Source organism: Cryobacterium sp. HLT2-28 (genome assembly GCF_004402495.1).
Lineage (GTDB): Bacteria > Actinomycetota > Actinomycetes > Actinomycetales > Microbacteriaceae > Cryobacterium > Cryobacterium mannosilyticum.
Genome location: NZ_SOFH01000021.1, coordinates 71,608 through 94,242 on the forward strand (window position 1 = coordinate 71,608; position 22,635 = coordinate 94,242).

Annotated in this window: 20 protein-coding genes; 13 read left to right on the plus strand and 7 right to left on the minus strand. The window is 70.6% G+C overall.

Features of this window, described 5'->3' with window-relative positions:
* Positions 1-30: 30 nt before the first annotated feature.
* Positions 31-2,190: an ATP-dependent DNA helicase RecQ gene (locus tag E3O48_RS10480; RefSeq protein WP_134538666.1), complete on the minus strand. Its 2,160-nt coding sequence runs from the start codon at positions 2,188-2,190 to the stop codon at positions 31-33.
* A 219-nt stretch (positions 2,191-2,409) separates the two neighbouring features.
* Between E3O48_RS10480 and E3O48_RS10485 the strand changes: the two genes are divergently transcribed.
* Positions 2,410-2,673, plus strand: coding sequence for a hypothetical protein (locus E3O48_RS10485; RefSeq protein WP_134511014.1), 264 nt, complete (start codon positions 2,410-2,412; stop codon positions 2,671-2,673).
* Here the strand turns inward: E3O48_RS10485 and E3O48_RS10490 are convergent.
* Positions 2,670-3,149 (minus strand): PPOX class F420-dependent oxidoreductase, encoded by a 480-nt coding sequence (locus E3O48_RS10490; RefSeq protein ID WP_134511013.1) that lies wholly within the window; start codon positions 3,147-3,149, stop codon positions 2,670-2,672. The genes E3O48_RS10485 and E3O48_RS10490 overlap by 4 nt on opposite strands.
* Before the next feature lie 79 nt (positions 3,150-3,228).
* Between E3O48_RS10490 and E3O48_RS10495 the strand changes: the two genes are divergently transcribed.
* The gene (locus E3O48_RS10495) at positions 3,229-3,969 is read left to right on the plus strand and encodes a hypothetical protein (protein WP_134538668.1); all 741 of its coding nucleotides are present in this window, start codon (positions 3,229-3,231) and stop codon (positions 3,967-3,969) included.
* A gap of 44 nt (positions 3,970-4,013) precedes the next feature.
* Here the strand turns inward: E3O48_RS10495 and E3O48_RS10500 are convergent, their stop codons facing one another.
* Complete coding sequence (locus E3O48_RS10500) at positions 4,014-6,509, minus strand: glycoside hydrolase family 65 protein (protein ID WP_134538670.1); 2,496 nt, start codon at positions 6,507-6,509, stop codon at positions 4,014-4,016.
* A gap of 159 nt (positions 6,510-6,668) precedes the next feature.
* On the minus strand, positions 6,669-7,496 hold the full coding sequence (locus E3O48_RS10505) for a carbonic anhydrase (protein WP_134538672.1): 828 nt from the start codon (positions 7,494-7,496) through the stop codon (positions 6,669-6,671).
* A gap of 131 nt (positions 7,497-7,627) precedes the next feature.
* Here E3O48_RS10505 and E3O48_RS10510 point away from each other — a divergent pair, with 131 nt between their 5' ends.
* The 4 genes from E3O48_RS10510 (at position 7,628) to E3O48_RS10525 (ending at position 11,900) form a co-directional block, all read left to right on the plus strand.
* A complete protein-coding gene (locus tag E3O48_RS10510) occupies positions 7,628-8,956 on the plus strand; it encodes a M18 family aminopeptidase (protein WP_134538674.1) in 1,329 nt (442 codons plus the stop codon).
* Positions 8,957-9,205: 249 nt separating this feature from the next.
* Positions 9,206-10,150 carry an NAD-dependent epimerase/dehydratase family protein gene (locus E3O48_RS10515; protein ID WP_134538676.1) on the plus strand — a complete coding sequence of 315 codons (945 nt, stop codon included), beginning with the start codon at positions 9,206-9,208 and terminating at the stop codon, positions 10,148-10,150.
* Between the two features lie 2 nt (positions 10,151-10,152).
* On the plus strand, positions 10,153-10,797 hold the full coding sequence (locus E3O48_RS10520) for a MerR family transcriptional regulator (protein WP_134538678.1): 645 nt from the start codon (positions 10,153-10,155) through the stop codon (positions 10,795-10,797).
* Between the two features lie 74 nt (positions 10,798-10,871).
* Entirely contained in the window at positions 10,872-11,900 is a 1,029-nt protein-coding gene (locus E3O48_RS10525; RefSeq protein ID WP_241982495.1) for a hypothetical protein, read from the plus strand.
* Positions 11,901-11,965: 65 nt separating this feature from the next.
* Here E3O48_RS10525 and E3O48_RS10530 read toward each other — a convergent pair whose 3' ends face one another.
* Both E3O48_RS10530 and E3O48_RS10535 read right to left on the minus strand, forming a co-directional pair.
* On the minus strand, positions 11,966-12,862 hold the full coding sequence (locus E3O48_RS10530) for an oxygenase MpaB family protein (RefSeq protein ID WP_134538680.1): 897 nt from the start codon (positions 12,860-12,862) through the stop codon (positions 11,966-11,968).
* 74 nt (positions 12,863-12,936) lie between these two features.
* Positions 12,937-13,311, minus strand: coding sequence for a type II toxin-antitoxin system Phd/YefM family antitoxin (locus E3O48_RS10535; RefSeq protein ID WP_198413057.1), 375 nt, complete (start codon positions 13,309-13,311; stop codon positions 12,937-12,939).
* A gap of 207 nt (positions 13,312-13,518) precedes the next feature.
* On the opposite strand from E3O48_RS10535, the gene E3O48_RS10540 reads away from it, so the two are divergent.
* Positions 13,519-14,982, plus strand: a complete 1,464-nt coding sequence (locus tag E3O48_RS10540; RefSeq protein ID WP_134538682.1) for a cryptochrome/photolyase family protein — start codon at positions 13,519-13,521, stop codon at positions 14,980-14,982.
* A 29-nt stretch (positions 14,983-15,011) separates the two neighbouring features.
* Here E3O48_RS10540 and E3O48_RS10545 read toward each other — a convergent pair whose 3' ends face one another.
* The gene (locus tag E3O48_RS10545; RefSeq protein WP_134538683.1) at positions 15,012-16,640 is read right to left on the minus strand and encodes a CdaR family transcriptional regulator; all 1,629 of its coding nucleotides are present in this window, start codon (positions 16,638-16,640) and stop codon (positions 15,012-15,014) included.
* Positions 16,641-16,782: 142 nt separating this feature from the next.
* Here E3O48_RS10545 and E3O48_RS10550 point away from each other — a divergent pair, with 142 nt between their 5' ends.
* The 6 genes from E3O48_RS10550 (at position 16,783) to E3O48_RS10575 (ending at position 22,635) form a co-directional block, all read left to right on the plus strand.
* Positions 16,783-17,649 carry a GNAT family N-acetyltransferase gene (locus E3O48_RS10550; protein ID WP_134538685.1) on the plus strand — a complete coding sequence of 289 codons (867 nt, stop codon included), beginning with the start codon at positions 16,783-16,785 and terminating at the stop codon, positions 17,647-17,649.
* The gene (gene menC, locus E3O48_RS10555; RefSeq protein WP_134538687.1) at positions 17,646-18,755 is read left to right on the plus strand and encodes an o-succinylbenzoate synthase; all 1,110 of its coding nucleotides are present in this window, start codon (positions 17,646-17,648) and stop codon (positions 18,753-18,755) included. The genes E3O48_RS10550 and menC overlap by 4 nt, the downstream gene beginning before the upstream one ends.
* A gap of 81 nt (positions 18,756-18,836) precedes the next feature.
* Positions 18,837-19,766: an ABC transporter substrate-binding protein gene (locus E3O48_RS10560; RefSeq protein ID WP_134538688.1), complete on the plus strand. Its 930-nt coding sequence runs from the start codon at positions 18,837-18,839 to the stop codon at positions 19,764-19,766.
* Between the two features lie 4 nt (positions 19,767-19,770).
* Positions 19,771-20,754: an amino acid ABC transporter permease gene (locus E3O48_RS10565; RefSeq protein ID WP_134538690.1), complete on the plus strand. Its 984-nt coding sequence runs from the start codon at positions 19,771-19,773 to the stop codon at positions 20,752-20,754.
* On the plus strand, positions 20,751-21,602 hold the full coding sequence (locus E3O48_RS10570; RefSeq protein ID WP_134538692.1) for an amino acid ABC transporter ATP-binding protein: 852 nt from the start codon (positions 20,751-20,753) through the stop codon (positions 21,600-21,602). The genes E3O48_RS10565 and E3O48_RS10570 overlap by 4 nt, the downstream gene beginning before the upstream one ends.
* A 79-nt stretch (positions 21,603-21,681) precedes the next feature.
* Positions 21,682-22,635: a Pvc16 family protein gene (locus E3O48_RS10575; RefSeq protein WP_134538694.1), complete on the plus strand. Its 954-nt coding sequence runs from the start codon at positions 21,682-21,684 to the stop codon at positions 22,633-22,635.

Here is a 22,635-nt window from a genome sequence, read left to right on the forward strand (position 1 = left end):
CGGCCGTTGTCAAGGCCGTGCGGGCGGCGGTCAGGAACGCAGGGCCAGCGCGAACGGCAACACCGTTCCCACGCCCTGGCGGCGGAGCAGACGGCCGGCCACGGTGAGGGTCCAACGGCTGTCGGCAAGGTCGTCGACGAGCAGAACGGGGCGTCCGGCGAAGGGAGCCAGCGCCGCGGCGAGTGCCGGCCCGACCGCGAACCGGTCCCAGACGGAGGACAGGCGGTAGGCGCTGTTGCCGCCCGGCGTGCCGACCGGGCCGCCTCCGACCAGGTCGAGCGACCCGAGCCAGGGCAGGCGGCCGGCGTCGGCGAACGCCCGCCCGACCGAGTCGACGAGCAGCGGATGCCGCCGTGACGGCACGCTGACAACCGCGGCCGGGCGTTCGTCCCAGCCCCAGTCGGCCAACACCCGGAAACATGCGGCCGTCATGGCCGCGCTTGCCGGGGCATCCGGGGCGTCGACCGCGAACAGGTCCCGCAACGGGCCACCCCAGCCGAGGTCGGTCAGCCGGGCGAGGGCGCGGCCGGTCCCGAGCCGTTCGCCCACCGGGATGTTGCCGCGCACGTCGATGCCGAGGCTCGCCACCCCGGTGGGCCACTGGGCCCGGGGCTCGAGGGCGACGCCGACCCGGTCGAGCGAGGCGGCGGCGGCCGCCGCGGCCTCGTCGGCGACCCCGGACGGGTACCAGGCGTCGGTGCAGTTGTCGCAGCGGCCGCAGGCCACGGCGGTGTCGTCGTCGAGGGCCCGCTGCAGGAACTCCATCCGGCAGCCGGTGGTGCGTTCGTAGTCGATCATCGCCTGCTGCTCGCTCAGCCGGGCCGCCGCGATCCGCTCGTACCTGTCCTCGTCGTAGACCCACGGCTGCCCGGTCGCGACCCAGCCGCCGGTGACCCGGCGCACGGCGCCGTCGACGTCGAGCACCTTGAGCAGCAGTTCCAGCGGGGAACGCTTGAGGTCGACCCGTGCCTCCAGGGCCGGTGTGGAGAGCGGGGACCCGCCGTGGGCGGAGAGCGCGCCGAGCACGGCCTCCGCCTTGTGCCGGCTCGGCATCGACGAGGTGGCGAAGTATTGCCAGATCGCTTCGTCCTCGACCCCGGGCAGCAGGAGCACGTCCGCGTTCGCGGTGGCCCGGCCCGCACGGCCGACCTGCTGGTAGTAGGCCACCGGGGAACTGGGCGCGCCGAGATGCAGCACGAAGCCGAGGTCGGGCTTGTCGAAGCCCATCCCGAGGGCACTGGTGGCGACGAGGGCCTTGACCTCGTTCCGCTTGAGCATGCCCTCGGACTCCTCCCGTTCGGCGGTGTCGGTCTGGCCCGTGTAGGCGCGCACCGGATGTCCGGCCTCCCGCAGCATCCGGGCGGTGTCCTCGGCCGCGGAGACGGTGAGCGTGTAGATGATGCCGCTGCCGGGCAGTTCGGCCAGGTGGCTGAGCAGCCACGCCAGCCGGGCACGGGAATCGGGGAGCCGGAGCACGCCGAGGCGCAGGGAGGCCCGGGCGAGCGGGCCGCGGATGGTGACGACCTCCGCGCCGCCGGTGGTCGGGCCGCCGGCGGTCTGGCCTGCCCCGACCCCCGCCGCCGCCCCCACCTGCTCGGCGACATCCGTCACGACCCGGCTGTTGGCGGTCGCGGTCGTGGCCAGCACCGGCACGCCGGGCGGCATCTCGGCGATCAAGTCGCGCAGCCGCCGGTAGTCCGGGCGGAAGTCGTGGCCCCAGTCGGAGATGCAGTGCGCCTCATCGACCACGAGCAGCCCGACCCTGGCGATCAGCGCGGGGAGTTGCTCGTCGCGGAAGGACGGGTTGTTCAGCCGTTCGGGCGACACGAGCAGCACGTCGACCTCGTCATCGCGGAGCTTCTGCAGGACCTCGGCCCACTCGTGGGCGTTGGAGGAGTTGATCGACACCGCCCGCACCCCGGCACGGGCCGCCGCGGCCACCTGGTCGCGCATCAGGGCGAGCAGCGGCGAGACGAGGATGGTCGGCCCGGCGCCCTGGCGGCGCAGCAGCAGGGTCGCCACGAAGTAGACGGCGGACTTGCCCCAACCGGTGCGTTGCACCACGAGCGCCCGTTTGCGCGCGTCGACCAGAGTCTCGATCGCCTCGAACTGGCCCTCGTGGAAGTCGGCGTCGTCGCGGCCGACCAGGCTGCGAAGGATCTCAAGGGCGGCGGCACGGGTGTCGGTCATCGGCCCAGCCTTGCAGACGCAGGTGACAGTGCGCCCCGCGTGTCCCCCAAAACTGTGCGCCCCCAGGCCTGCGGGCGCCCGAACTGGGAATGGCGGCGAAGGCGGCGCCCGCCCTAGCGTGGATGCCGGCGCAGTATCGATTGTGCTCTCAACATTCGGGGGAATGATGCGCTCACTGACGACCGCCGCGCCCGGCCATCCGGCCGGAACACCGACGACATGACGCGTCGACGGGTTTTCACGCCGGACACGGTGACGGTCATGTACTCGACGCCGCGTCGGGGGACCCTGAGCTATGTGGGGTTGCTCATCTACATCGCCGGGACGACGGTCTGCTGGGACCGTCTCGCGCTCTGGCCGTGGGTCGCGATGACCGCCGCCGCCGCCCTGGTGCTCTTCATCCTGGGCACGCTGTGGATCGCGCAGGACGACCGCGAGGCGCGTGAGCGGCGGACAGGCAGTGAGAGCGAGTCGAGCCGTTAGAGCGCGTCGAGGCGGGCGGCCACATCGGCCGGGAAGCCGCCGGTGCCGATGGGGCTCCACCGGGTGGGCGTGATGCGGATCAGGGACTTGTCCTGCAACGCCATGGCCGCGCGATACTCCGCCCAGTCCGGGTGTTCGCCGGCGATGGCGCGGAAGTACTCGACCAGGCCGTCGGCCGCCTCCGGCATGTGCAGCACCTCGGCGTCACCGTCGACCTGGATCCAGCCGCCGTCCCAGTCGTCCGAGAGCACGAGAACGGATGCGCGCACGTCCCGTTCGGCGTTGCGGGTCTTGGCCCTGGCCGGGTAGGAGGAGATCACGATCCGTCCGGCCGGGTCGACCCCACCCGACACGGGTGAGATCTGCGGGCGGCCGTCGGCGCGCGTGGTGGCGAGCAGCATCCGGTGCCGGGGTCGCACGAAATCGAGCATGCCGTCCCGGTCGACGACGGTGGTGGTTGCGATGCTTCTGGCCATCCGCCAAGGCTACCGGAGTCACCCGGTGCCGCTCGGGGAGTCGCGCAGTCTCTGCGCCGGGCGTCGCTAGGCTCGCAGCGTGAAGGTGATTCAGGAACTCGAGACCCGCATGCACCCGGATGCCATCGCCGGCTTCCGGCTGGTGGTCGCCGAGGCGCGGGTCACCGACTCGATCCTGCTCCCGGAGCGGGCGATGACGCGCATGCTCGGCCAGGTGCAGTGGATCCTGCGCCGGGTCGGGGCCGACGGCATCCGCCTCACCAGGGCCGGCCACCTGCCGCCGGCAGTCGTGGTGGCCGCGTCGGCCGAACTCGACTGGGACTGGCCGACCGGGGCGAACCGGGAGTCCAACCTGCTCCCGCTGGCCGAGTTGCGCGCCCACCTGCGTGCAGTGGGGCTGCTGCGGGTGAGCAAGGGCATGCTGCTGGTGACCAGCCGCGGCCGGGCGCTCGCCGAGGCACCGCGGGAGCTGTGGTGGCATCTCGCGCGCACCATCCAGATCAGCCGGAACCCGGCCGAAAGCGACGCGGTCAACCTGCTGCTGGTGCTCATCGCCCGGCGCGGCTTCGACGAGGCGGAACTCTTCACCCAGATGCTCGCCCTCGGCCTGGAGACCCTGGGCTGGGTGGCCCCCGACGGCGCCCAGCTGTCCAGTCACGTGGCGATGGCCCTGGTCGCCCCCAAGTGGCGGCTGCTCAATCAGCTCGGCCTGTTCGCGCGCACCCCGAACGACTACCGGCACTGGACGATCACTCCCGGCGGGGCGGCCTTCGCCCGTGCCGCCCTGCAGACCGACGTCGAGTCCAGGGACTACGACTGACCGACGGCCGGCCCCTCGCGTGGTCGGCGGCGCCACGGATGCCGTCAGCCGCCGAGCGGGAAGTCCCGGCTCTCGCCGGGCGAGAGCCGGGCCTCCCGTCCCTCCACCCGCACCGTGATCGGTGCCGCTCCTCCCGTCCGCAGCCGGACTCGCAGGGTGGCCGGGGTGAGCTCGAGCCGGATCGGCTGGTCGCGGTAGTTGATGCTGAAGGCAACCTCGTCCAGCTCGGCCGGGAGCACCGGGTGGAGCCAGAGCACGTCGTCCCTGATCTCCAGACCGCTGTAGCAGCGGAGCACCATGTCGACGGAGCCGGCCATCGCCCCGAGGTGGATGCCCTCGTGGGTGGTGTCACCCTGGATGTCGGCGAGGTCGCTCGCCAGCGCCTGGCCGAGGAATTGCCAGGACCGCTCCCGATCGCGTCGAGCCTCCACCCACGAGTGCACGACGTTGCTCAGCGTCGAGCCGTGGCTGGAGCGGGCGCTGTAGAAGTCGACGGTGCGCACGACGGCTTCCGGGGACAACTCATAGCCGAGCGCCTCGAGCTGTTCACGCAGTTCCTCGGCCGAGAACAGGTAGAGCAGCATGAGCACGTCGGCCTGTTTGGAGAGCCGGTAGTTGTTGGTGCTGTCGCCCGCGGCGTTGAGGATCAGGTCGAGCCGGCCCAGGTCGCCGTAGCGCTCCCGGTACCCGGCCCAGTCGAACTCGGGGAGGTCCTCGTAACCGTCGAACTGGCTGGGCACGCCGTCGGAGTGGAAGGCCACCCGCATCCGCCGGCTGATCCGTTCCCAGCCGTCCACCTCGTCGGGCCGCAGTCGCAGCCGGTTCCAGAGCGGGCGGCAGTTTCGCCCGGCCAGCAGGGCCACCGTCTCGACCGCCCGGCAGAGCACCCACGCCGTCATCACGTTCGTGTACGCGTTGTTGCGCAGCCCCGCCCCCGGTGCCCCGGGCGGGCCGTCGTGGAACTCGTCCGGGCCCATCACCCCGTCGATGTCGTAGCGGTCCGCAGCCGGGTCGTGGGTGGTGAGCGAAGCGAAGAAACGGGCGATCTCGAGGATGAGTTCCGCGCCCTGGTGCACGAGGAAGTCGGCGTCGCCGGTGGCCTGGTAGTACTTCCAGACGCTGTAGGCGATGGCCAGGCCGACGTGCCGTTGCTTGTAGGAATTGTCGGGCAGCCAGCGGCCCGAGCGCGGGTTGAACAGCTCGGCCGGGGTCACTTCCCGCCCGTCGATGCCGCTCTGCCACGGGAACATCGCGCCGGTGAACCCGGCCGCCCGTGCCGCGGCCCGTGCTTCGTTCAGACGCCGGTAGCGGTAACCGAGCAGGGCCCGGCTCAGGTCGGGCCGGCGGAGGGTGAGCATCGGGTAGACGAACGTCTCGTCCCAGAAGACGTGCCCGCGGTAGCCCTCGCCGCTGAGACCCCTCGCCGGCACCCCCGCATCCAGGTCCGCGTCCACGCCCGCGAGGGTCTGCAACACGTGGAAGGTGTTCAGGTTGAGCGCGAGGGCCTGGTGGTCGCCGCTCTTCAGGCTCACCGCGAACTCGTCCCAGAGCCCCTCCCATTCCCGTTCGTGGGCGGCGAGGAGTTCGGCCGGGTCGGCCGCCCGCTCCAGCCAGGTGGTGACGGCGGCCGGGGCGGACAGCACGGCCCGGTCCCGGGACGTGCTCACCGCGACGGTCTTCTCGACCCGCACCGGATGCCCGGGTTCCAGCAGCAGATCGAACTCCTGCGCGACCCAGCCGGCCGGGTCGCTCTCGAACCGGCGCTCAGGGGTGAGCGGCCGGTCGCCCGCGAAGGCGCGGGTGCGGGCACCCATGGCGATGTGCACGCCGGAGCGAGTGGTCTCCATCTGCAGCAGCACGGTGTCGGCGGTGACCTGCCCGGTGCTGCGCGCGACGAGGTGGCCGGAGGCCAGCAGCGCATCGGCGATCACGTTCCGGTTGGCGACCCGGCCGTCGATGCCGGTCTGCACGGTGACCGGGCCGCTCCAGTCCTCAGCCTCGAACCTGGTCTCGAGCACCGCGAGGTGCGGCGCGGCCTGGGAGACGAACCGGAGCGAGGTGACCGTGCTGGTGCGCCCGGCCCGGTCCCGAATCCGCACGAACCGGGTGAGCACCCCGCGCCGCAGGTCCAGTTCCTGCCGGTAGTCCAGAACGTCGGGGCTGCCCGGCCGGAACCAGTCGCCGCCGGCGAACCGGAAGCCGAGCGGCAGCCAATTCGGGGCGTTGACCATGTGCTCATCGTCGCGGGAGTGCTCGCCGAGGTCGGTGTGGACCGGGTTGTAGACGCCGGCGAGGTACGTGCCGGGGTAGTGCACGGCATCCGCGGCGCATTCGGGGGCGGCGCCGCGGGTGCCCCAATAGCCGTTCCCGAGCGTGCAGAGGGCTTCGCGGCGGCCCTCGGTCCCGGGGTCGAAGCCGTCGAAGCGGAGGATCCAGGGATCGTCGCCGGCTGCGGGTGAGCGGCCCTCGGCGCGGCCCCCGGTGCGGCCCACGGTAGGGCCCTCGCGCTCGGCGCCGGCCCAGCTCGTCGTCGAGTCCATGCCGGTCCCTTCCTTCGAACGGCGGCCATCGGGCCGCGGGTGGCCGATCGGCCCATGACCTCCACTGCGTCCAGCGACACCGCCGCCACGACCACAGCGTACATCGGCGAGGTCGGCGGCCGGCGACTCGCCGTGGCGGCTTCCGCGGCGGCCTGGTCGTCAGTCAACTTCGGCAGACGCACCCTCGCCCTCGACCTCGACCCCGAGCTCCGTGGTTCCCCCGCTAACGACCCGGTCCCCGAGCGGCTGCGTCGGCCGCGCATTGTGGCTGTGCGCGCCCACGAGCGTGCCGATCTGCCCCGGCGACATCGAGATCGGCGTGCTCATCACGACCCACTGCACGTCCTCGGTGCACGGCGGCGTGGTCAGGCTGCCCGAATACTCGAAATGCTCCAGCGACGACGGCAGCACAGCCGAGACATCCATCGTCACGTCTCCTTCGTCAGCCGGATGGGTGGCGGCCTCGATGAACGGCGCCAGGGCGTCGGATGCCTGCCCCTCGGCCACCAGGACGCCGAGCACCAGCAGTGCGCCGTCTGCAGTCGCGTGAACGAGGTGCAGCTCGGCCGCGGCCGGCCGGCCGTTCACGGTGTGCTCCGACGGCACATGGGCGTGCATCTGCTGAAGGTGGTACTCATCGCCGGCGAGGGTCAGGGTCTCGCCCTCGCCGTCGGACTCGAACTCCACCGCGTGGCCGCTGTCGAATACGTCGCCGTCCGCGTTCGTCGCGCTCAGCCGGATGCTCCTGCTGGCTGCGGGCATGGCCGCCGGCAGGTCGATCGGGGACTGCCGGCTGCCGACCGCGCAGGTCTCGAAGCCGGAGTCCAGCTCCGCCCACGACGCCGGTCCGCTCGCGCCGTCGTACGACCAGTGCCCCGGTTCTGCCACCGGTGTCACGCTCGCCTCCGGCCCGGGCTGGGCGCAGCCGACAAGGGTGACGGCGGCCAACGTGAGTGCAGAGGTGACGAGCCAGGATCGTGCGGACATGGGAACTCCTAGAACTGGTGAGACAAACGCCGCACCGAACGTGCGGCGTGACCACTCCCGTGAGAGAACGGCCGTCCCGAATTATCCTCTCGACGCGCCCGGGTCCCGCCCGCGGGTGGTTGGATTGACCCATGACCTCCACAGCGCCCATCGACACCGCGGCCTCGACCACAGCGTACGTCGACGACTTCGCCCGGTTCATCGCGGCGTCGCCGTCGTCGTACCACGCGGCGGCGGAGGCCGCCCGGCGCCTGGACGAGGGCGGTTTCACCCGGCTGAGCGAGTCGGACGAGTGGCCGGACGAGCCCGACCGGTGCTATGTGGTGCGCGACGGCGCCGTGGTCGCCTGGCTGCAGCCGGCCGGCGCCGGGCCGACGACGCCGTTCCGGATCCTCGGTGCCCACACCGACTCGCCCGGTTTCAAGCTCAAGCCCAAGCCCACGATCGGCTCGCACGGCTGGTTGCAGGCGGGCGTCGAGGTCTACGGCGGCCCGCTGCTCAACTCCTGGCTCGACCGCGAACTCGAGCTCGCCGGCCGGCTCGTCACCCGTGACGGCACCGAGCATCTCGTCCGAACCGGCCCGTTCCTGCGCATCCCGCAGCTCGCGATCCACCTCGACCGGGACGCGAACACCGGACTCACCCTCGACCGCCAGCGCCACCTGACCCCGGTCTTCGGCGTCGGCGACCTGGCCCAGGCCGACCTGGTCGGGCATCTGGCCGGCCTGGCCGGGCTGACGGGGGCGGATGTCGCCGGTTACGACCTGCTCACCGCCGACAGCCAGGCTCCGGCCCGGTTCGGCCAGGACCTGGCCCTCTTCGCCGCCGGACGGATGGACAACCTGTCCTCGGTGCACGCCGGCCTCGTCGCTCTCCTGGCGGCCGGCAACCCGGCGCAGGGCGGCTCCTCGCAGCGCGGCTCCGGGCAGATCAGCGTGCTGGCCGCCTTCGACCACGAGGAGCTCGGCTCCGAGACCCGCTCGGGGGCGAGCGGTCCGCTGCTCGACGACATCCTGACCCGGATCGGGGCCGGGCTCGGGGCATCCGCCAGCCAGCGGTTGCGGGCGTATGCCGATTCCTGGTGCGTGTCGGCCGACGCCGGCCACTCCGTGCACCCGAACTACCCGGAGAAGCACGACCCGGCGAATCTGCCGATCGCCGGGAGCGGGCCGCTGCTCAAGATCAACGCGACCCAGCGTTACGCCACGGATGCCGCCGGCGCCGCGCTCTGGGCCCGCACCTGCGCGGCGGCCGGGGTCGAGTACCAGGAGTTCGTGTCGAACAACACCGTGCCGTGCGGCTCGACCATCGGGCCGCTGACGGCGACGCGGCTCGGCATCCGCACCGTGGACGTCGGGATCCCGTTGCTCTCGATGCACTCGGCCCGCGAGCTGTGCCACGTGAACGACCCGGTCGCCCTGTCCACGGCGATCGGCGCGTTTTTCGCGCCCGAGCGGTGACGGCCTCCTGCCCGCTGCCGTTGGGTGGCTAACTCAGGAAATCTGCGGGACAGATTCGGTCGGAGGCCAAATCCGGGCCGGATTCCGGCGGATTTCCTGAATTGGCCACGAGACGGGGTGCTCGGAGGTGCACGGAAACCATCGGTGGCGAAAGATTTAGCATGGATAGTGTAACTATCTGATATAGTGAGTATCAGAAAGTTTCACTATCGGTAAGGCGATCTTTGCGTCGTCCACGGAGGAGAACCAATGGCCACCCAGCTCGTCGTCGGCGCCGGTTTCATCGGGCGCGCATTGACCCAGCCGCTCGTCGCGCGCGGCGACACCGTCAGGCTCGCAACCCGCTCCGGCACGATCGTGCCCGGCGTGACAGCCCTCACGGTCGACGCGTCCGACCCGGATGCCCTGGCTGCCGCTGCGGAAGGCGCCGCCACGATCTTCCTCGCGACCGGTCCTCGCGAGTACCACCGCTGGCCCGAACGGTGGCCACCGATCTACCGCGCCGCGATCGAAGCGGCCAGCCGGTCCTCGGCGCGGCTGGTGCTGATGGGCAACCTCTACGGCTACGGGGAGGGCAGCCCGATGCCGATGACGGAAACGACGCCGCAGCATCCGACCGAGCCGAAGGGCCGGGTGCGCGCCGAGGGGTGGGCGCTGGCCCTTTCCGCCCAGGCGCGGGGCGAGATCGAAGTGGTCGAGGTGCGCGCCAGCGACTATTTCGGACCGGCCGCCGGAAAGGGTGCCCAGCTCGGATCGGCGTTCTTCGAGCCGCTCCTTGCCGGCAAACGGGCTCGGATCTTCGGCGGCCAGGCCGCACCGCACAGCTGGTGCTACCTGCCGGACATCGTCGCCACGCTGATCGCGGCCGCGGACTACCGCGGACCGTGGGGCCGGGTCTGGCATGTTCCCGCAGCGGAACCGCTCTCCCGTGCCGAACTCGCCGAACGGGTGAACCAACTCACTGGTGAGGCAGGGAGCGTCAAGCCGATGAGCCCGGCGTTCCTGCGGATGCTCGGCTTCGTGGTGCCGTTCATCCGGGCGGCCGGCGACTCGGTCTACCAGTTCGACCAGCCGTTCATCGTCGGCTCCGCAGAGACCGAGCGCCTGCTCGGCGTGCACGCCACGCCCTGGGAGCGTTCGCTGCCGGCCGTGATCGATGGCTACCGAATGCAGGCCGGGCTGGCGGTCGCCTGACCATGGCGACAGCCGAATGGAAGATGGCCGAACTCGGCGCACGGAGCGGTGTCCCGGTTGCGACGATCAAGTTCTACCAGCGGGAGAACCTGCTTCCGTCCGGAGAGCGCACGGGCCCGAATCAGGCGTTGTACGGCGAAGCGCATCTCGGCCGTATCCGTCTCATCCGCGCCCTGATCGAGGTCGGCGGCCTCAGCATCGTCGCCGCCCGCCAAGTGCTCGAGGCCATCGACTCCGAGCGCCCCCTGCAGGAGACCTTCGAGATCGCCCAGCACTCCGTGTCCGAGGCGATCGATCCGGAGACCCTGACCACGGATGCCCTCACCCACGTCGACGCACTGATGAGCGGATGGCACGTCTCCGCCGACAACCCGGGTCGCCTAGCTGCCGCCCGGGTCTACGACACCTTCACGGGAGTCGGCCAGGTCGACGCCGCCGGCTGGTTCCGTCGCTACGCGGCCGCCGCCCTGCTCGCGGCGGAGGCCGACATCGACGAACTCGACGCCCGCGCCGAGCGAGCGGCCAAGGCGGAAATCGTCGTCGTGGGCACCGTGCTCGGTGACACGCTGTTCTCCGGTCTGCGTCGGGCCGCCCAGGAGCATGTGTCTGCGCTCCGCTACGCGACTCCGCCCGCGGCGGAGGTTTGAACCGGGCGCAGATTCCCGCACGCCTAGCAGTGAACCAAACCGTCCAGCGAAACCGCAGTTCTCAAGGAGTGATCATGTCCGGTAAGCCGTTCCCGTCGTCCCGGCCGAGCCTCGCGCCGACCCGCACCCTTCGGCCGCCGTCCGACCCCGCGCAACGGGGGCGACGGGCGATCCTCGGCCCACTCGCCTGGCATCGTCCCCTGCTCGGGATGACTCTGGCCATGGCGGTCCTCGTCGTGATCTGCCTGGTCGGGCTCGTGGTCGATCCGCGCACCCTCACCGGCGCGCCGCTCTGGGCCAAGCCGCTCAAGTTCTCGATCAGCGTGCTCGTGTACGCGATCACCCTCTCCTGGCTGCTCCCGTTTCTGCGTCGGCGGCGTCTGGCCTGGTGGATCGGCACGGTGGCGATTGCTGCGCTCGCCATCGAGATGGTCATCATCGTCGGAACCGCCTGGGCCGGAGTGACCAGCCACTTCAACGTCTCGACCCCGCTCGCGTCCACACTGTGGTCGGTGATGGCGTTCTCGATCGTCGTGGTGTGGATGGCAACGCTGCTCGTGGCGGTGCTGCTCTTCCGGGCCGACCTCGGTCATCCGGCCCGGTCGCTCGCCATCCGGGCCGGCGCCCTGGTCGCCGTGGCCGGGATGGGACTCGCCTTCCTGATGACCGGGCCGACGGCGGCCCAGCTCGACAGCTTCCAAGGCATCGCCGGCGCGCACACCATCGGGGTGCCCGACGGCGGACCGGGCCTGCCCCTGCTGGGCTGGAGCACAGTGGCCGGCGACCTCCGCATCCCGCACTTCGTCGGGATGCACGCCCTGCAGGCGATTCCGCTCACCGCGCTGCTGCTCGAACTCCTGGCCAGGCGCATCCCGGCCCTCGCCGAGCCGGGCACCCGGTTGCGCCTGATCTGGGTCGTGATCGGCCTCTACCTCGGGGTGCTCGCGCTTCTGACCGGCCAGGCGCTCGCCGGGCAGTCGATCGTGCAACCGGATGTCGTCGCCGTGGTGTCCGCGGTGTCCCTCCTGGTCGCGGCCGCCAGTGCCGCCGGCGGAGTGCTCTGGGCCGGCCAGCGCCGCGCACGCGCTGCGTTCGCCCGCTGAGATACGGAGAATGCACCTGGCCGCGAAGGTGTCTTTTCCGCAACTCACCCGCGGCCAGGGAGCGGCTAGGCCGCCGCGCCGAGCCGGGCGATCCGGGCCCGGGCGGCATCCTCGGAGGTCGAGGACCGGCCGAGCAGGAAGCGCACCAGGCCGAGCACGGCGCCGGTGCCCCAGACGACCGGGAGCATCGAGCGCCGCACGCCGAGCAGGTCGCGATACTCACGGGGGATCGACGCGACGGCTCCGGCGAACATCACCCGGTAGAAGGGCATCATCGCGGGCCGGAGCGGGGGATTGCGGATGAAGCGCACCGCCTCGGCGACGCGTTCGTCGCTCTTGAGGATGCCGGCATCCCGGAAGGCGTCAAGCTGGCGCTGCAGCTCCAGGCGGGACCGGGGCGGGTTGCGCACGCCGACGAGCTCGCCCGCCTTGGCCCATTCGCAGACGTAGCCGTCCGCGCCGCCGGGGATCGGCCCGCCCCAGATGGTGTGCGACTGGAGGAACGCGTCGGTGAAGACGATGTGCACCCAGGCGAGCAGGTCGGGGTCGCCGGCCGCATACGGGCGCTCGATGCCCTGAGCGTCGCGGTAGGTGCCCGTGACCCGGTCGTGGAACCGCCCCACCCGGGAGGACTCGTTCTCGGCCAGGGCGGTGTCGCCGAAGGTGACCGTGACGAGCCACTGGATGGTTCCGGAGAGCCGGCCGAGCGGGTCCTCCTTGTACCGCGACCAGTCGTGCACGCCGGCCATGGCGCCCGGGTGGAGGGTCTGCATGAGCAGGGCACGGATGCCGGCCACCATCGTCGCCATCCCGCCGTGCACGGCCCAGGCCGCGGAGCCGGGGCCGAAGAAGCCGACGTCGTCGCCGAGTTCGATTCTGTCGACCCACTGCGGCCGGCCCTCACCGTTGCCGGAGAACGTCACCAGAAGATGTGACCGCCAGCTGTCCACGAACCTTCCCATGCAGAGAGGCTAACCCGGGCTGGCTGGGCATCGGCCCGGAACCCGGCAGCGGCCCGTTGTCGGCCCGCGGCCGCTCAGGATGGGTCGCGCGCCGGTCGGCGCCCGGCGCGGGTGACCGCCGCGCGCACCGGTGCGCCGAACGGCACGACGCGCGCGACCGGTCGCCCGCGCCGGGTGAGCACGATCTCCTCGCCGGCCTCCACGCGGTCCAGCAGCACGCCGAGGTGCCACCTCGCATCCGGCACGGAGACGGTCAGGGGCAGAAGCCCGCCGGTGCCGGAGTGCAGCAGCGGATACGGGTCGTAATCGGGATCGCGGTCGACGCCGTGGCGCCCGTCGCGCGGGCCAGGGTCGGGGAGCTCTGGCAGCTGGTCGAGATCGTCCGGGTAGAACATCGTCGGCTCCTCTCCGTTGACGGATGCCTGCATTGACGGTACTTCGATCGGCATCCGTTCGCTAGTCGTTCGCCCCTGTCGCGCGGCTCCTCGCGAGCCGGTCGCGCATCCTCGCCGCGCCGGTTTCGGCAGCCCGCGCCCGCGACGGCACCCGCGACGGCACCCGCGACGGCAGGGGGGGCTGCGAAAAGGGGCGCGCCCGCGGCCCGGAACCCTCGCAGCGATGGCCGTTGAAGGCCTGGCCGCTCTAGGATCAGCACCATGCCGGTGTCGCGTTTCCTGTTTGCCGACCAGCTCGGCCCCCACTTCGATGACGGGGGTCCGTTGCTGATGGTGGAAGCGGCCGGCGTGCTCGGCCGGCATCCGTACCACCGGGCCAAGGCGCACCTGATCCTCAGCGCCCTCCGTCACCGGGTCAGGGAGCTGGGCGACCGGGTCGAGTTCCTGCACGCCGAACACTATCGAGACGTGCTGGCGGGACGCGATCTTGAAGTCGTTGATCCCACTTCGTGGGGTGCTCGGGCGCTGGTGCGTGAACTCGGCGCGCGGGTGCTGCCCAGCCGCGGCTTCGTCACGAGCGAGGTCGAGTTCGCGGCCTGGGCCCAGGGCCGACCCCCGTCCCGGTTGGTCATGGACCAGTTCTACCGGCATGTGCGCACCAGCACCGGGCTGCTCATGCGTGGTCCCGACCCTGAGGGCGGCCGCTTCAACTTCGACCACGACAACCGCCGACCGCCGCCCAAGGGGGCGTCGGGCCTCGGCCTGCCCGATCCGTACCGTCCGGTTGAGGACGACATCGACGAACAGGTTCGCGCCGACCTCGACCGGCTGGAGGCCGAGGGACGCATCCGTCTGATCGGGCAGGATGGCCCCCGCCGGTTCGCGGCCACCCGAGCCGAGGCCCTGACGGCGCTCGCCGACTTCGTCGAGACCCGGCTGGGTGATTTTGGACCGTTTGAGGATGCGTCGCTGTTGGGCGATGACGCGATGGCCCATTCGCGCCTGAGCGTTCCGCTCAATCTGGGGCTTCTGCATCCGTGGGAGGTGATCGACGCGGTGGTCGCCGCCTACCGCGCCGGGGAAGCCCCGCTGCAGAGCGTGGAGGCCGTGGTTCGGCAGATCATGGGCTGGCGGGACTGGGTCTGGCACCTGTACTGGCATCTCGGCGAGGATTACGTGCGGCGCAGCAATCACCTCGACGCGCAGACGCCCCTGCCCAGGGAGTTCCTCGAACTCGACGGCCGCACCGTGCGGGCACGGTGCCTGAGCCACGTGCTCGACGAGGTCGGCCGCACCGGCTATGCACATCACATCCAGCGCCTGATGATCCTCGGCAATTGGGCGCTGCAGCGCGGCTACCGTCCTGCCGAACTGACCGAATGGTTCACCAACGCGTTCGTCGACGGCACGCCCTGGGTGATGCCCGCCAACGTGGTGGGGATGTCCCAGCACGCCGACGGAGGCATCGTCGCCACGAAGCCGTACGCCTCCGGTGGTGCCTACATCTCGAAGATGAGCGACTACTGCGGTTCCTGCACCTTCAACCCGAAGAAGCGGCTCGGCGAGGATGCCTGCCCGTTCACCGCCGGTTACTGGGCCTTCCTCGACCGGGTGGAGCCGCGCATCCGGGGTAATCACCGAATGCAACAGTCGCTCGCCGGCCTGCGCCGTCTCGTCGACCGGGAGGCGGTCGTCGAACAGGAGCGCACGCGCACGGAGTGGTGACCCTGGCGCCGTGCAGCCCAACTCGGTGCTCAGTCGAATTCGGCCACGCGGAGGCTGAGCCACAGGGTGAGTGTGTCGTCGGGGTTGCCGAGGTCGACGCCGAACAACTCGCGGGCGCGGCGCAGCCGGTAACGGAGCGTGTTCTGGTGCACCGAGAGCAGGTCGGCCGTCACAGCGGAATCCCGGGAACAATCAAGGTAGGTGCGCACCGTGCGCGCGTATTCGGTGCCGGTGCCGGCATCCAGTTCACGGATGCGCCTGGCCACGGGGGAGACCAACCGGGGCGTGTCCCGGAAGACCTGGGCAAGCTCCAGCAGGGTCAGCTGGCTGCGGGCATCCCGCGCGCTCGCCACCCGGCCTCCTCCTGGTCTGCCGCCGACCAGCAGGAGCACCAGGTCGGCGTCCTGGCGCGACCGGGAGATGCCGCCGAGGGTGGGCATCGACGATCCGACCGCGGCGCGCACCGTGATCCCGAACGCGGACCCGGACCGCGCTACCACACGCTCCGCCACCGCCTCGACCTCGGCCGGTGCTGACCCGGCCTGCCCGCCGAAAAGCGCGTAGATCGTGGTGCCGATGACGACGCACTCCGAGCCAGGCTGGTGTGCCTCGCACTGGATGGCGATCAGGTCGATCATCCGCAGCAGACGGATCTCGTCGCCGGTCGGCGCGAGCTCGGGCTGGAAGGCGAGCACCACGAACGGCCCGGCCGGGTCGAGGCCCAGCTGGGAGGCCAGGAGACGCGAGTCGTCGCCGCCCTCGAGCAGGCGCCGCAGCAGTTCGGCGCGTTGCTGTCGGGCCAGGTCGGCCGTGCTCCGGGCTCGGAGGAGGTGCAGGGCGGCCATATCGGCGGCGCGTTCCAGCGCGCGCTCGGCATCCGCGTCCAGGTCCCCGGCCGCGTCGACGACCCAGATCGACCCGAGCGGTTGCGCGCCGGCGCGAACGGCCACGGCGAGGCGGTCGAGGCCCGGTGTGAGCCCCGGCACCCGCACGGCGCCCGGTGCGCGGAACACCGCCGCGTACTGGGCCGCGTTCTCCGGCAGGTCCGGTACCCGTCGGCCGAGGATTCCCTCGCGCCGATCGGCGTCGATGATCTGCCCCGGCACGGTCGAGTAGGCCAGGATATGCGTCTGGAGGTCTTCGATCGCCGTGGCGCCGCCGATCATCGCGGCAATCGCGTTCGCCAGGGCGAACAGGTCGCCCACCGGTGTCGCCGAGAGGGAGCTGTCGGCCTCGCTCGCACTGGTCAGAGCGGAGTTGACCAGGGTGTCCACCTGGCGCCAGTCGAGTTCGTCGTCCACCACCAGAAGGGCCACACCTTCGGCGTCCGCCACCGCGGCGAGGGTGTCGACGGCCAGGCCGAGCGACTTCACAATGACCGCGCCGAATCCCCGGCGGGCGGCGTCGCGCACGATCCGGGGTGAGTCGGCGTCGGTCGGGTGCACTCCGATACCGAGCAGGATGCCGGCATGCGGGCCGGGCGAGACGCTCAAGGGATCGAACAGGGTCGGGCTGGTCAGCGGCAACCGGAGCGAGCTCGGCCGTGAGGCCAGCCGCAGTCCCGACCCGTCGAGCACCGCCAGCAGCTCGGACACACCGATGCCGCCCGCCGGGGATTCCCGTGCATCGACCACGGCCGCAGCCACGGCCGCAGCCACGGCCGCAGTTGTGGAATGGGGTGTCCGTGATGGTCGCATATCGATCACCGTAGTCGCCGATTGTGCCACGCGACAATGAAAAACCACTATCTTCATGCTGCACGACGACGACACGGCGGTTCCGGGTGGCCACACTGGAACAATGTTGCACAGCCTCGAAGTCAGCCCCGTCGTCCGCCAGGCGCAGGACGCGGCGGCCCGTGCCGCAGCGCTCGCCGGCGTGCGGGTGGGCGACGAGTCGGAGCTGGAGCGCCTCCGCGAGGTCGAAGCACTGCTGGTCACGGTGTGGGGCACCACGCAGCACGGCGCCCCGATCCCGACCGACCTGCTCCGGAGCATCAGCCACGCCGGCTGCAACGTCACGGTGGCCTACACCGGCGAGGGGGTCCTCTGCGGTGCCGCCGTGGCGATCGTGTCACCGGGCAACGCCGGGATGTACTCGCTCATCGCGGGAGTCCTTCCGGGCCTGGGCGACGCCGGCGTCGGGTTCGCGCTCAAACAGCACCAACGGGCCTGGGCTCTCGCCCGGGGGATCGACACGATGACCTGGACCTTCGACCCACTGGTGAGCAGGAACGCCCGGTTCAACCTCACGAAACTGGGCGCGCACGCGGAGGAGTACCTCAAGGACTTCTACGGCCCGATGGCGGACGAGATCAACGCGAACGACGAGAGCGACCGGCTCGCGGCGATCTGGCCCCTGACGAGCCCGGAGGCGGTCGCCTGCAGCGAGGGTGCCCCCCTCGCCACGGAACTGCCGGCCTTCACCCCGGACCAGGTGCGCGCCACCGGCCCGGACGGCCACCCCAGCACGGTCCAGGCAGCCGGGTCGACCTGGTGCCGCGTGCCGACCGACATCGTCGCGCTCCGGGTCAGGGACCCCGGCGAGGCCGCCGCCTGGCGGACCGCGACCCGCACACTCTTCACCACGGCATTCGCCTCCGGGCTCGCCGCCCACGGGGTCACCCGATCCGGCTGGTACCGGCTCGCAACCAAAGGACAGCAATGAGAATCGAAAACATCGAACTGCGCCGCGTCACCCTCCCACTGGTGAGCCCGTTCCGCACCTCGTTCGGCACCTCGACGGAACGCGAGACCACTCTCGTGCGGGTCAGCACCGCCGACGCGGAGGGGTGGGCGGAATGCGCCGCCGAACCTGACCCCCTTTACAGCCCCGAATTCCTCGACGGAGCCGACCTGGTCATCCGTGACCACCTCGTGCCGCGGCTGCAGGCGCTGGGAGACGCGCTCACCGCCGAACATGTGGCCACCGCCCTCGCCCCGGTCAAGGGACACCCGATGTCCAAGGCCGTGCTCGAGACGGCCATTCTCGACGCCCAGCTCAAGGAGACCGGGGTCTCCTTCGGCCGGTACCTCGGCGCCGTGCACGACACGGTGCCGGCCGGCGTCTCGGTGGGCATCATGGATTCGCTGGACGAACTGCTCGACGCGGTCGCCGGTTACCTCGCCGAGGGGTACCTGCGGATCAAGCTGAAGATCGAACCGGGCTGGGACCTGCTGCCCGTTCGCGCCGTGCGGGAGCGCTTCGGTGACGAGATCCTGTTGCAGGTCGACGCCAACACCGCCTACAGCCTCGCGGATGCCCGCCACCTCGCCCGTCTCGACCCGTTCGACCTGCTCCTGATGGAACAGCCGCTCAAGGAAGACGACATCCTCGGCCACGCCGCCCTCGCCAGGCTGATCAAGACCCCGATCTGCCTCGATGAATCGATCGAGTCCGCCCGGGACGCGGCGGCGGCGATCACGCTCGGCGCGTGCAGCATCATCAACGTGAAGCCGGCCCGGGTCGGCGGCTACCTCGAGGCCAGGCGCATCCACGACGTCGCGGCGGCCCACGGAGTCCCCGTCTGGTGCGGCGGCATGCTTGAAACCGGCATCGGGCGGGCCGCGAACGTCGCCCTGGCCGGCCTGCCGAACTTCGTGTTGCCGGGGGACACCTCCGCCTCCAACCGCTACTACGCCCAGGACCTCACCGCCCCGTTCGTGCTCGAGGACGGTCACCTGCGGGTGCCCACCGGGCCCGGCATCGGCGTCGACGTTCTGCCCGACGTGCTCGCCGACGTCACGACGGCCAGGACCGACATCAGGTTCTAGCGCGCCGTCACGTTCGTCCCACGTCTGTTCCGCTGCATCAGTTTCGCCCTACCCCGCGCCACCCCAGTCAGGAGAGCACGAATGAAGATTGACAAACGAACCGGCCGGTCCGTTCTGCTGGCAGCCTCGATCGGGGTCACCGCGGCGCTGGTGCTGGCGGCGTGCTCCGCCTCGGGCACCTCGCCGGCGCCGCAGGCGCCGTCCACTGCCGACGTCGACGCTGCCGCGGCGGCGGCGCTGCCGGCGAAGTACAAGGACGCAGGCACCATCAAGGTCGCCTCCGACATCCCGTTCCCGCCGATGGAGATGTTCGACGACAACCAGATGCTCACCGGGTTCGACTACGACCTCGCCCAGGCCATCGGCGCCAGACTCGGCGTGACGATGGAACTGCAGACCCAGGCCTTCGACAGCATCATCCCCTCGCTCCAGTCCGGCAAGCACGACGTGATCATGTCCGGAATGAACGACACCCCCGAGCGCCAGAAGACGATCGACTTCGTCGACTACTTCCACGCCGGGTTCTCCATCCTCGTGCCCGCAGGGAACCCCGGCAAGATCGCCACGGTGCTCGACCTCTGCGGCAAGGACGTCGCCGTGCAGAAGGCGACCGTGCAGGCCGAGATCCTGCGCGGCTACGACGCCGAGTGCACGGCGGCCGGCTCCGGCCCGATGAAGATCGCCGAACTCCCACTGGAGACGGACGTGCAAACGGCGGTTCGCTCAGGAAAGGCCATCGCCGATGTCGTCGATTCCGCCGTCGCCTCCTACGCGGCCCAGACCGCGGGCGGCGGGAAGCTGTTCGAAGTCGTGCGCGACCCGGCCAACCCGGCCGGCTACAACCCGGTCTACACCGGCATCGGCGTGCTCAAGAAGGATTCCGGGCTGAGCCAGGCCCTGCTGCTCGCATTGCAGGCTGTCGTGGCCGACGGCTCCTATGCGGAGATCCTGAAGAAGTACGACATGGGCGACTACGCCGTCGACGCTGCCGGCCTCAACCTCGGGTCGTGACCGGATGACGCAGGCAACCCTGACCGGGTCAGGCCGTGCCCCCGCCGGCCCGGCGGTCGAGATCGACCCGGATGACATCGTCGCCGTGCCGCTCCGGCATCCGTGGCGCTGGATCCTCGCCGTCTTCCTGCTGATCGGATTCGTGAGCCTCGGCATCTCGCTCTGGCAGAACGAGAACATCGACCACCCCACGATCACCGAATTCATCTTCAACCCCCGGATCCTCAGTGGCGTCGTGCTCACCATCATGCTCACGGTCGTCGCCATGCTGGTGTCCTCCGTGCTGGGGGTGCTGCTCGCCGTGATGCGGCTCTCGAACAACCCGGTGATGAACACCCTGGCCTGGCTCTACGTCTGGGCGTTCCGTGGCACCCCCCTGCTGATCCAGATCGTGTTCTGGGGCTATCTCGGGCTGCTCTACTCTCAGATCTCGATGGGCATCCCGTTCACTGATTTCACGATCTTCTCCGTCGACACGAACACGCTGATCCCGGCCCTCACGGCCGGGCTCCTCGCCCTCACCCTGAACCAGGCCGCCTACTCGGCGGAGATCGTGCGCTCCGGCATGCTCTCCGTCGATGAGGGCCAGTACGAGGCCGCCTACTCGGTCGGGATGAGCCCGGTCTTCACCCTGTTCAAGGTGGTCCTGCCCCAGGCGATGCGGGTGATCATCCCGCCGATGGGCAATGAGACGATCTCGATGCTCAAGAACACCTCCCTGCTGTCGGTCATCGCCGTGCTCGAGCTCTACACGGTCGCCACCCAGATCTCCTCCCAGAATCTGCGCCAGGTCGAGCTGCTCCTCGTCGTGAGCTGCTGGTATCTCTTCCTCACCTCTGTGCTGTCGATCCCGCAGTACTACCTCGAGCGCTACTACGGCCGAGGCAAGGCCCGGAGCCTCCCGCCGACCCCGTTCCAACGACTCCGCGCCGCTCTCCGGCGCACCCCGATCAACACCCACCGCACCGACAGTCAGGACGCCTCATGACCGGAGCAGGCCCAGGCACGTCCGTGGCGACCTCGCGAGCGACAACCGCGAGTCTCGCCTCCGAGCCGGATGCCCACGGGGTTGCGGTCGAACCGCTGCTCAGTGCCCTCAAAGTGCGCAAAAGCTACGGCGGAGTGGAGGTGCTGAAGGGCATCTCGCTCGCCGTGAACCCGGGGCAGGTCATGTGTCTCCTCGGGCCGTCGGGTTCGGGGAAGTCCACGTTCCTGCGCTGCATCAACCACCTCGAGCGCATCGACGGCGGCCGGATCTCGGTCGGCGGTGAACTCGTCGGCTACGCCCAGCGCAAAGACCGCATCTTCGAGATGAACCCTCGCGAGGTTGCCAGGCAGCGTCGAGGGATCGGCATGGTCTTCCAGCGCTTCAACCTCTTCCCGCATATGACCGCGCTCGAGAACATCACGGCCGCACCGATCGGGGTGCGCCGGATCTCCAAACAGATCGCGAAGGACCGCGGCCTCGAACTTCTCGACCGTGTGGGCCTGGCCAGCCTGGCCCAGTCGTATCCGGCCCAGCTTTCCGGTGGGCAGCAGCAGCGCGTCGCGATCGCCCGCGCGCTGGCCATGGATCCCCAGCTGCTCCTCTTCGACGAGCCGACCAGTGCCCTGGATCCCGAACTCGTCGGCGACGTGCTGGACGTGATGCGCACCCTTGCCGCGGACGGAATGACCATGGTCGTCGTGACCCACGAGATCGGCTTCGCCAGGGGCGCTGCCGATGTTGTGGTCTTCATGGACGGCGGGGTCGTCGTCGAGTCCGGGCCGCCGGCCGAGGTGCTCGACAACCCGCAGAGTCCGCGCACCCGGGCATTCCTGGACAGTGTGATCTAGAAAGGGTCGACCTCGAACCGTCGCCGGAGTACCGTGACAACTGGGTGCGGGCTCACCGCGGCCAGAAGACGGAGTCGTCATGTCGTCACTGACAAACTACGGCCAGGCGATCGCATCGACCACCATCGCGCTTCAGGAACTGCTGACCTCTCCGCCGGTCGGGTTGCAGGCCACCATTCGGGCGCCCGGCGAGGCCCGGACCGGCCTGACCGGGGCGTCCGTGAACCTGTTCCTCTACAGCGACGGCCTGATCAGCTACCGTGAGGCCAGCACCCAGCACGGCCCGAGCCGGGTCATCGCCGAGCTGCACTACCTGGTCAGCGCTTTTCCCGCGGACGACGGAGACACGGATGCCGCCAGCCACCGGGCCTTCGGCGCCGCCAGGGCCGCGATCGAGCGGCACCCGGTGCTCACCGTGCCGGTCGGGTCGGCGGACAGCCTCCAGGTCTGGCTCACCTCGTCGCCTCTTACCGCCGAGTCGCTCACCGCACTCTGGCTGGCGTCAGGGGCGCCGCTGCGGTTGTCCTTCGGGGTGATGGCGTCGTTCACCCTCGACGCGGCCGAACGGGTCGCCGTGGTCGGCACGGTGCACGACGTCGTGCAACTCGCCGGGGCGGGGGCGATCGCCGTGTTCAGCGGCACGGATGCGGCGGCGAAGGCGGCCGCGGCGGCATCCGTGGCGCAGGAGCTGGGCAAGGCCCTCGTGACAGTGCCGCTCGCCTCGATCGTCAGCCGCGACATGGACGAAACCGAGCACAATCTCACCGCGCTGTTCGAACAGGCCGAGCACCGGGGGGCTGTCCTGCTGATCGACGAGGCCGAGGACCTGTTCGGCGTGCGCCCGGAGGTGCTCGACATCGACGACCCATACTCCGCGATCGAGATCGGCCAGGTTCTGGACCGGCTCGGCCGGTCGCCGAGCGTCGTGATCATCGCGATCCGGGACTCGGCCGGCGATGAGCTGGCCGACCGCGCCAGGGTCGAAGTGCGGTTCCCCGACGAGGGGCAGGCCGACCCGGCACCGGCCGGTTGA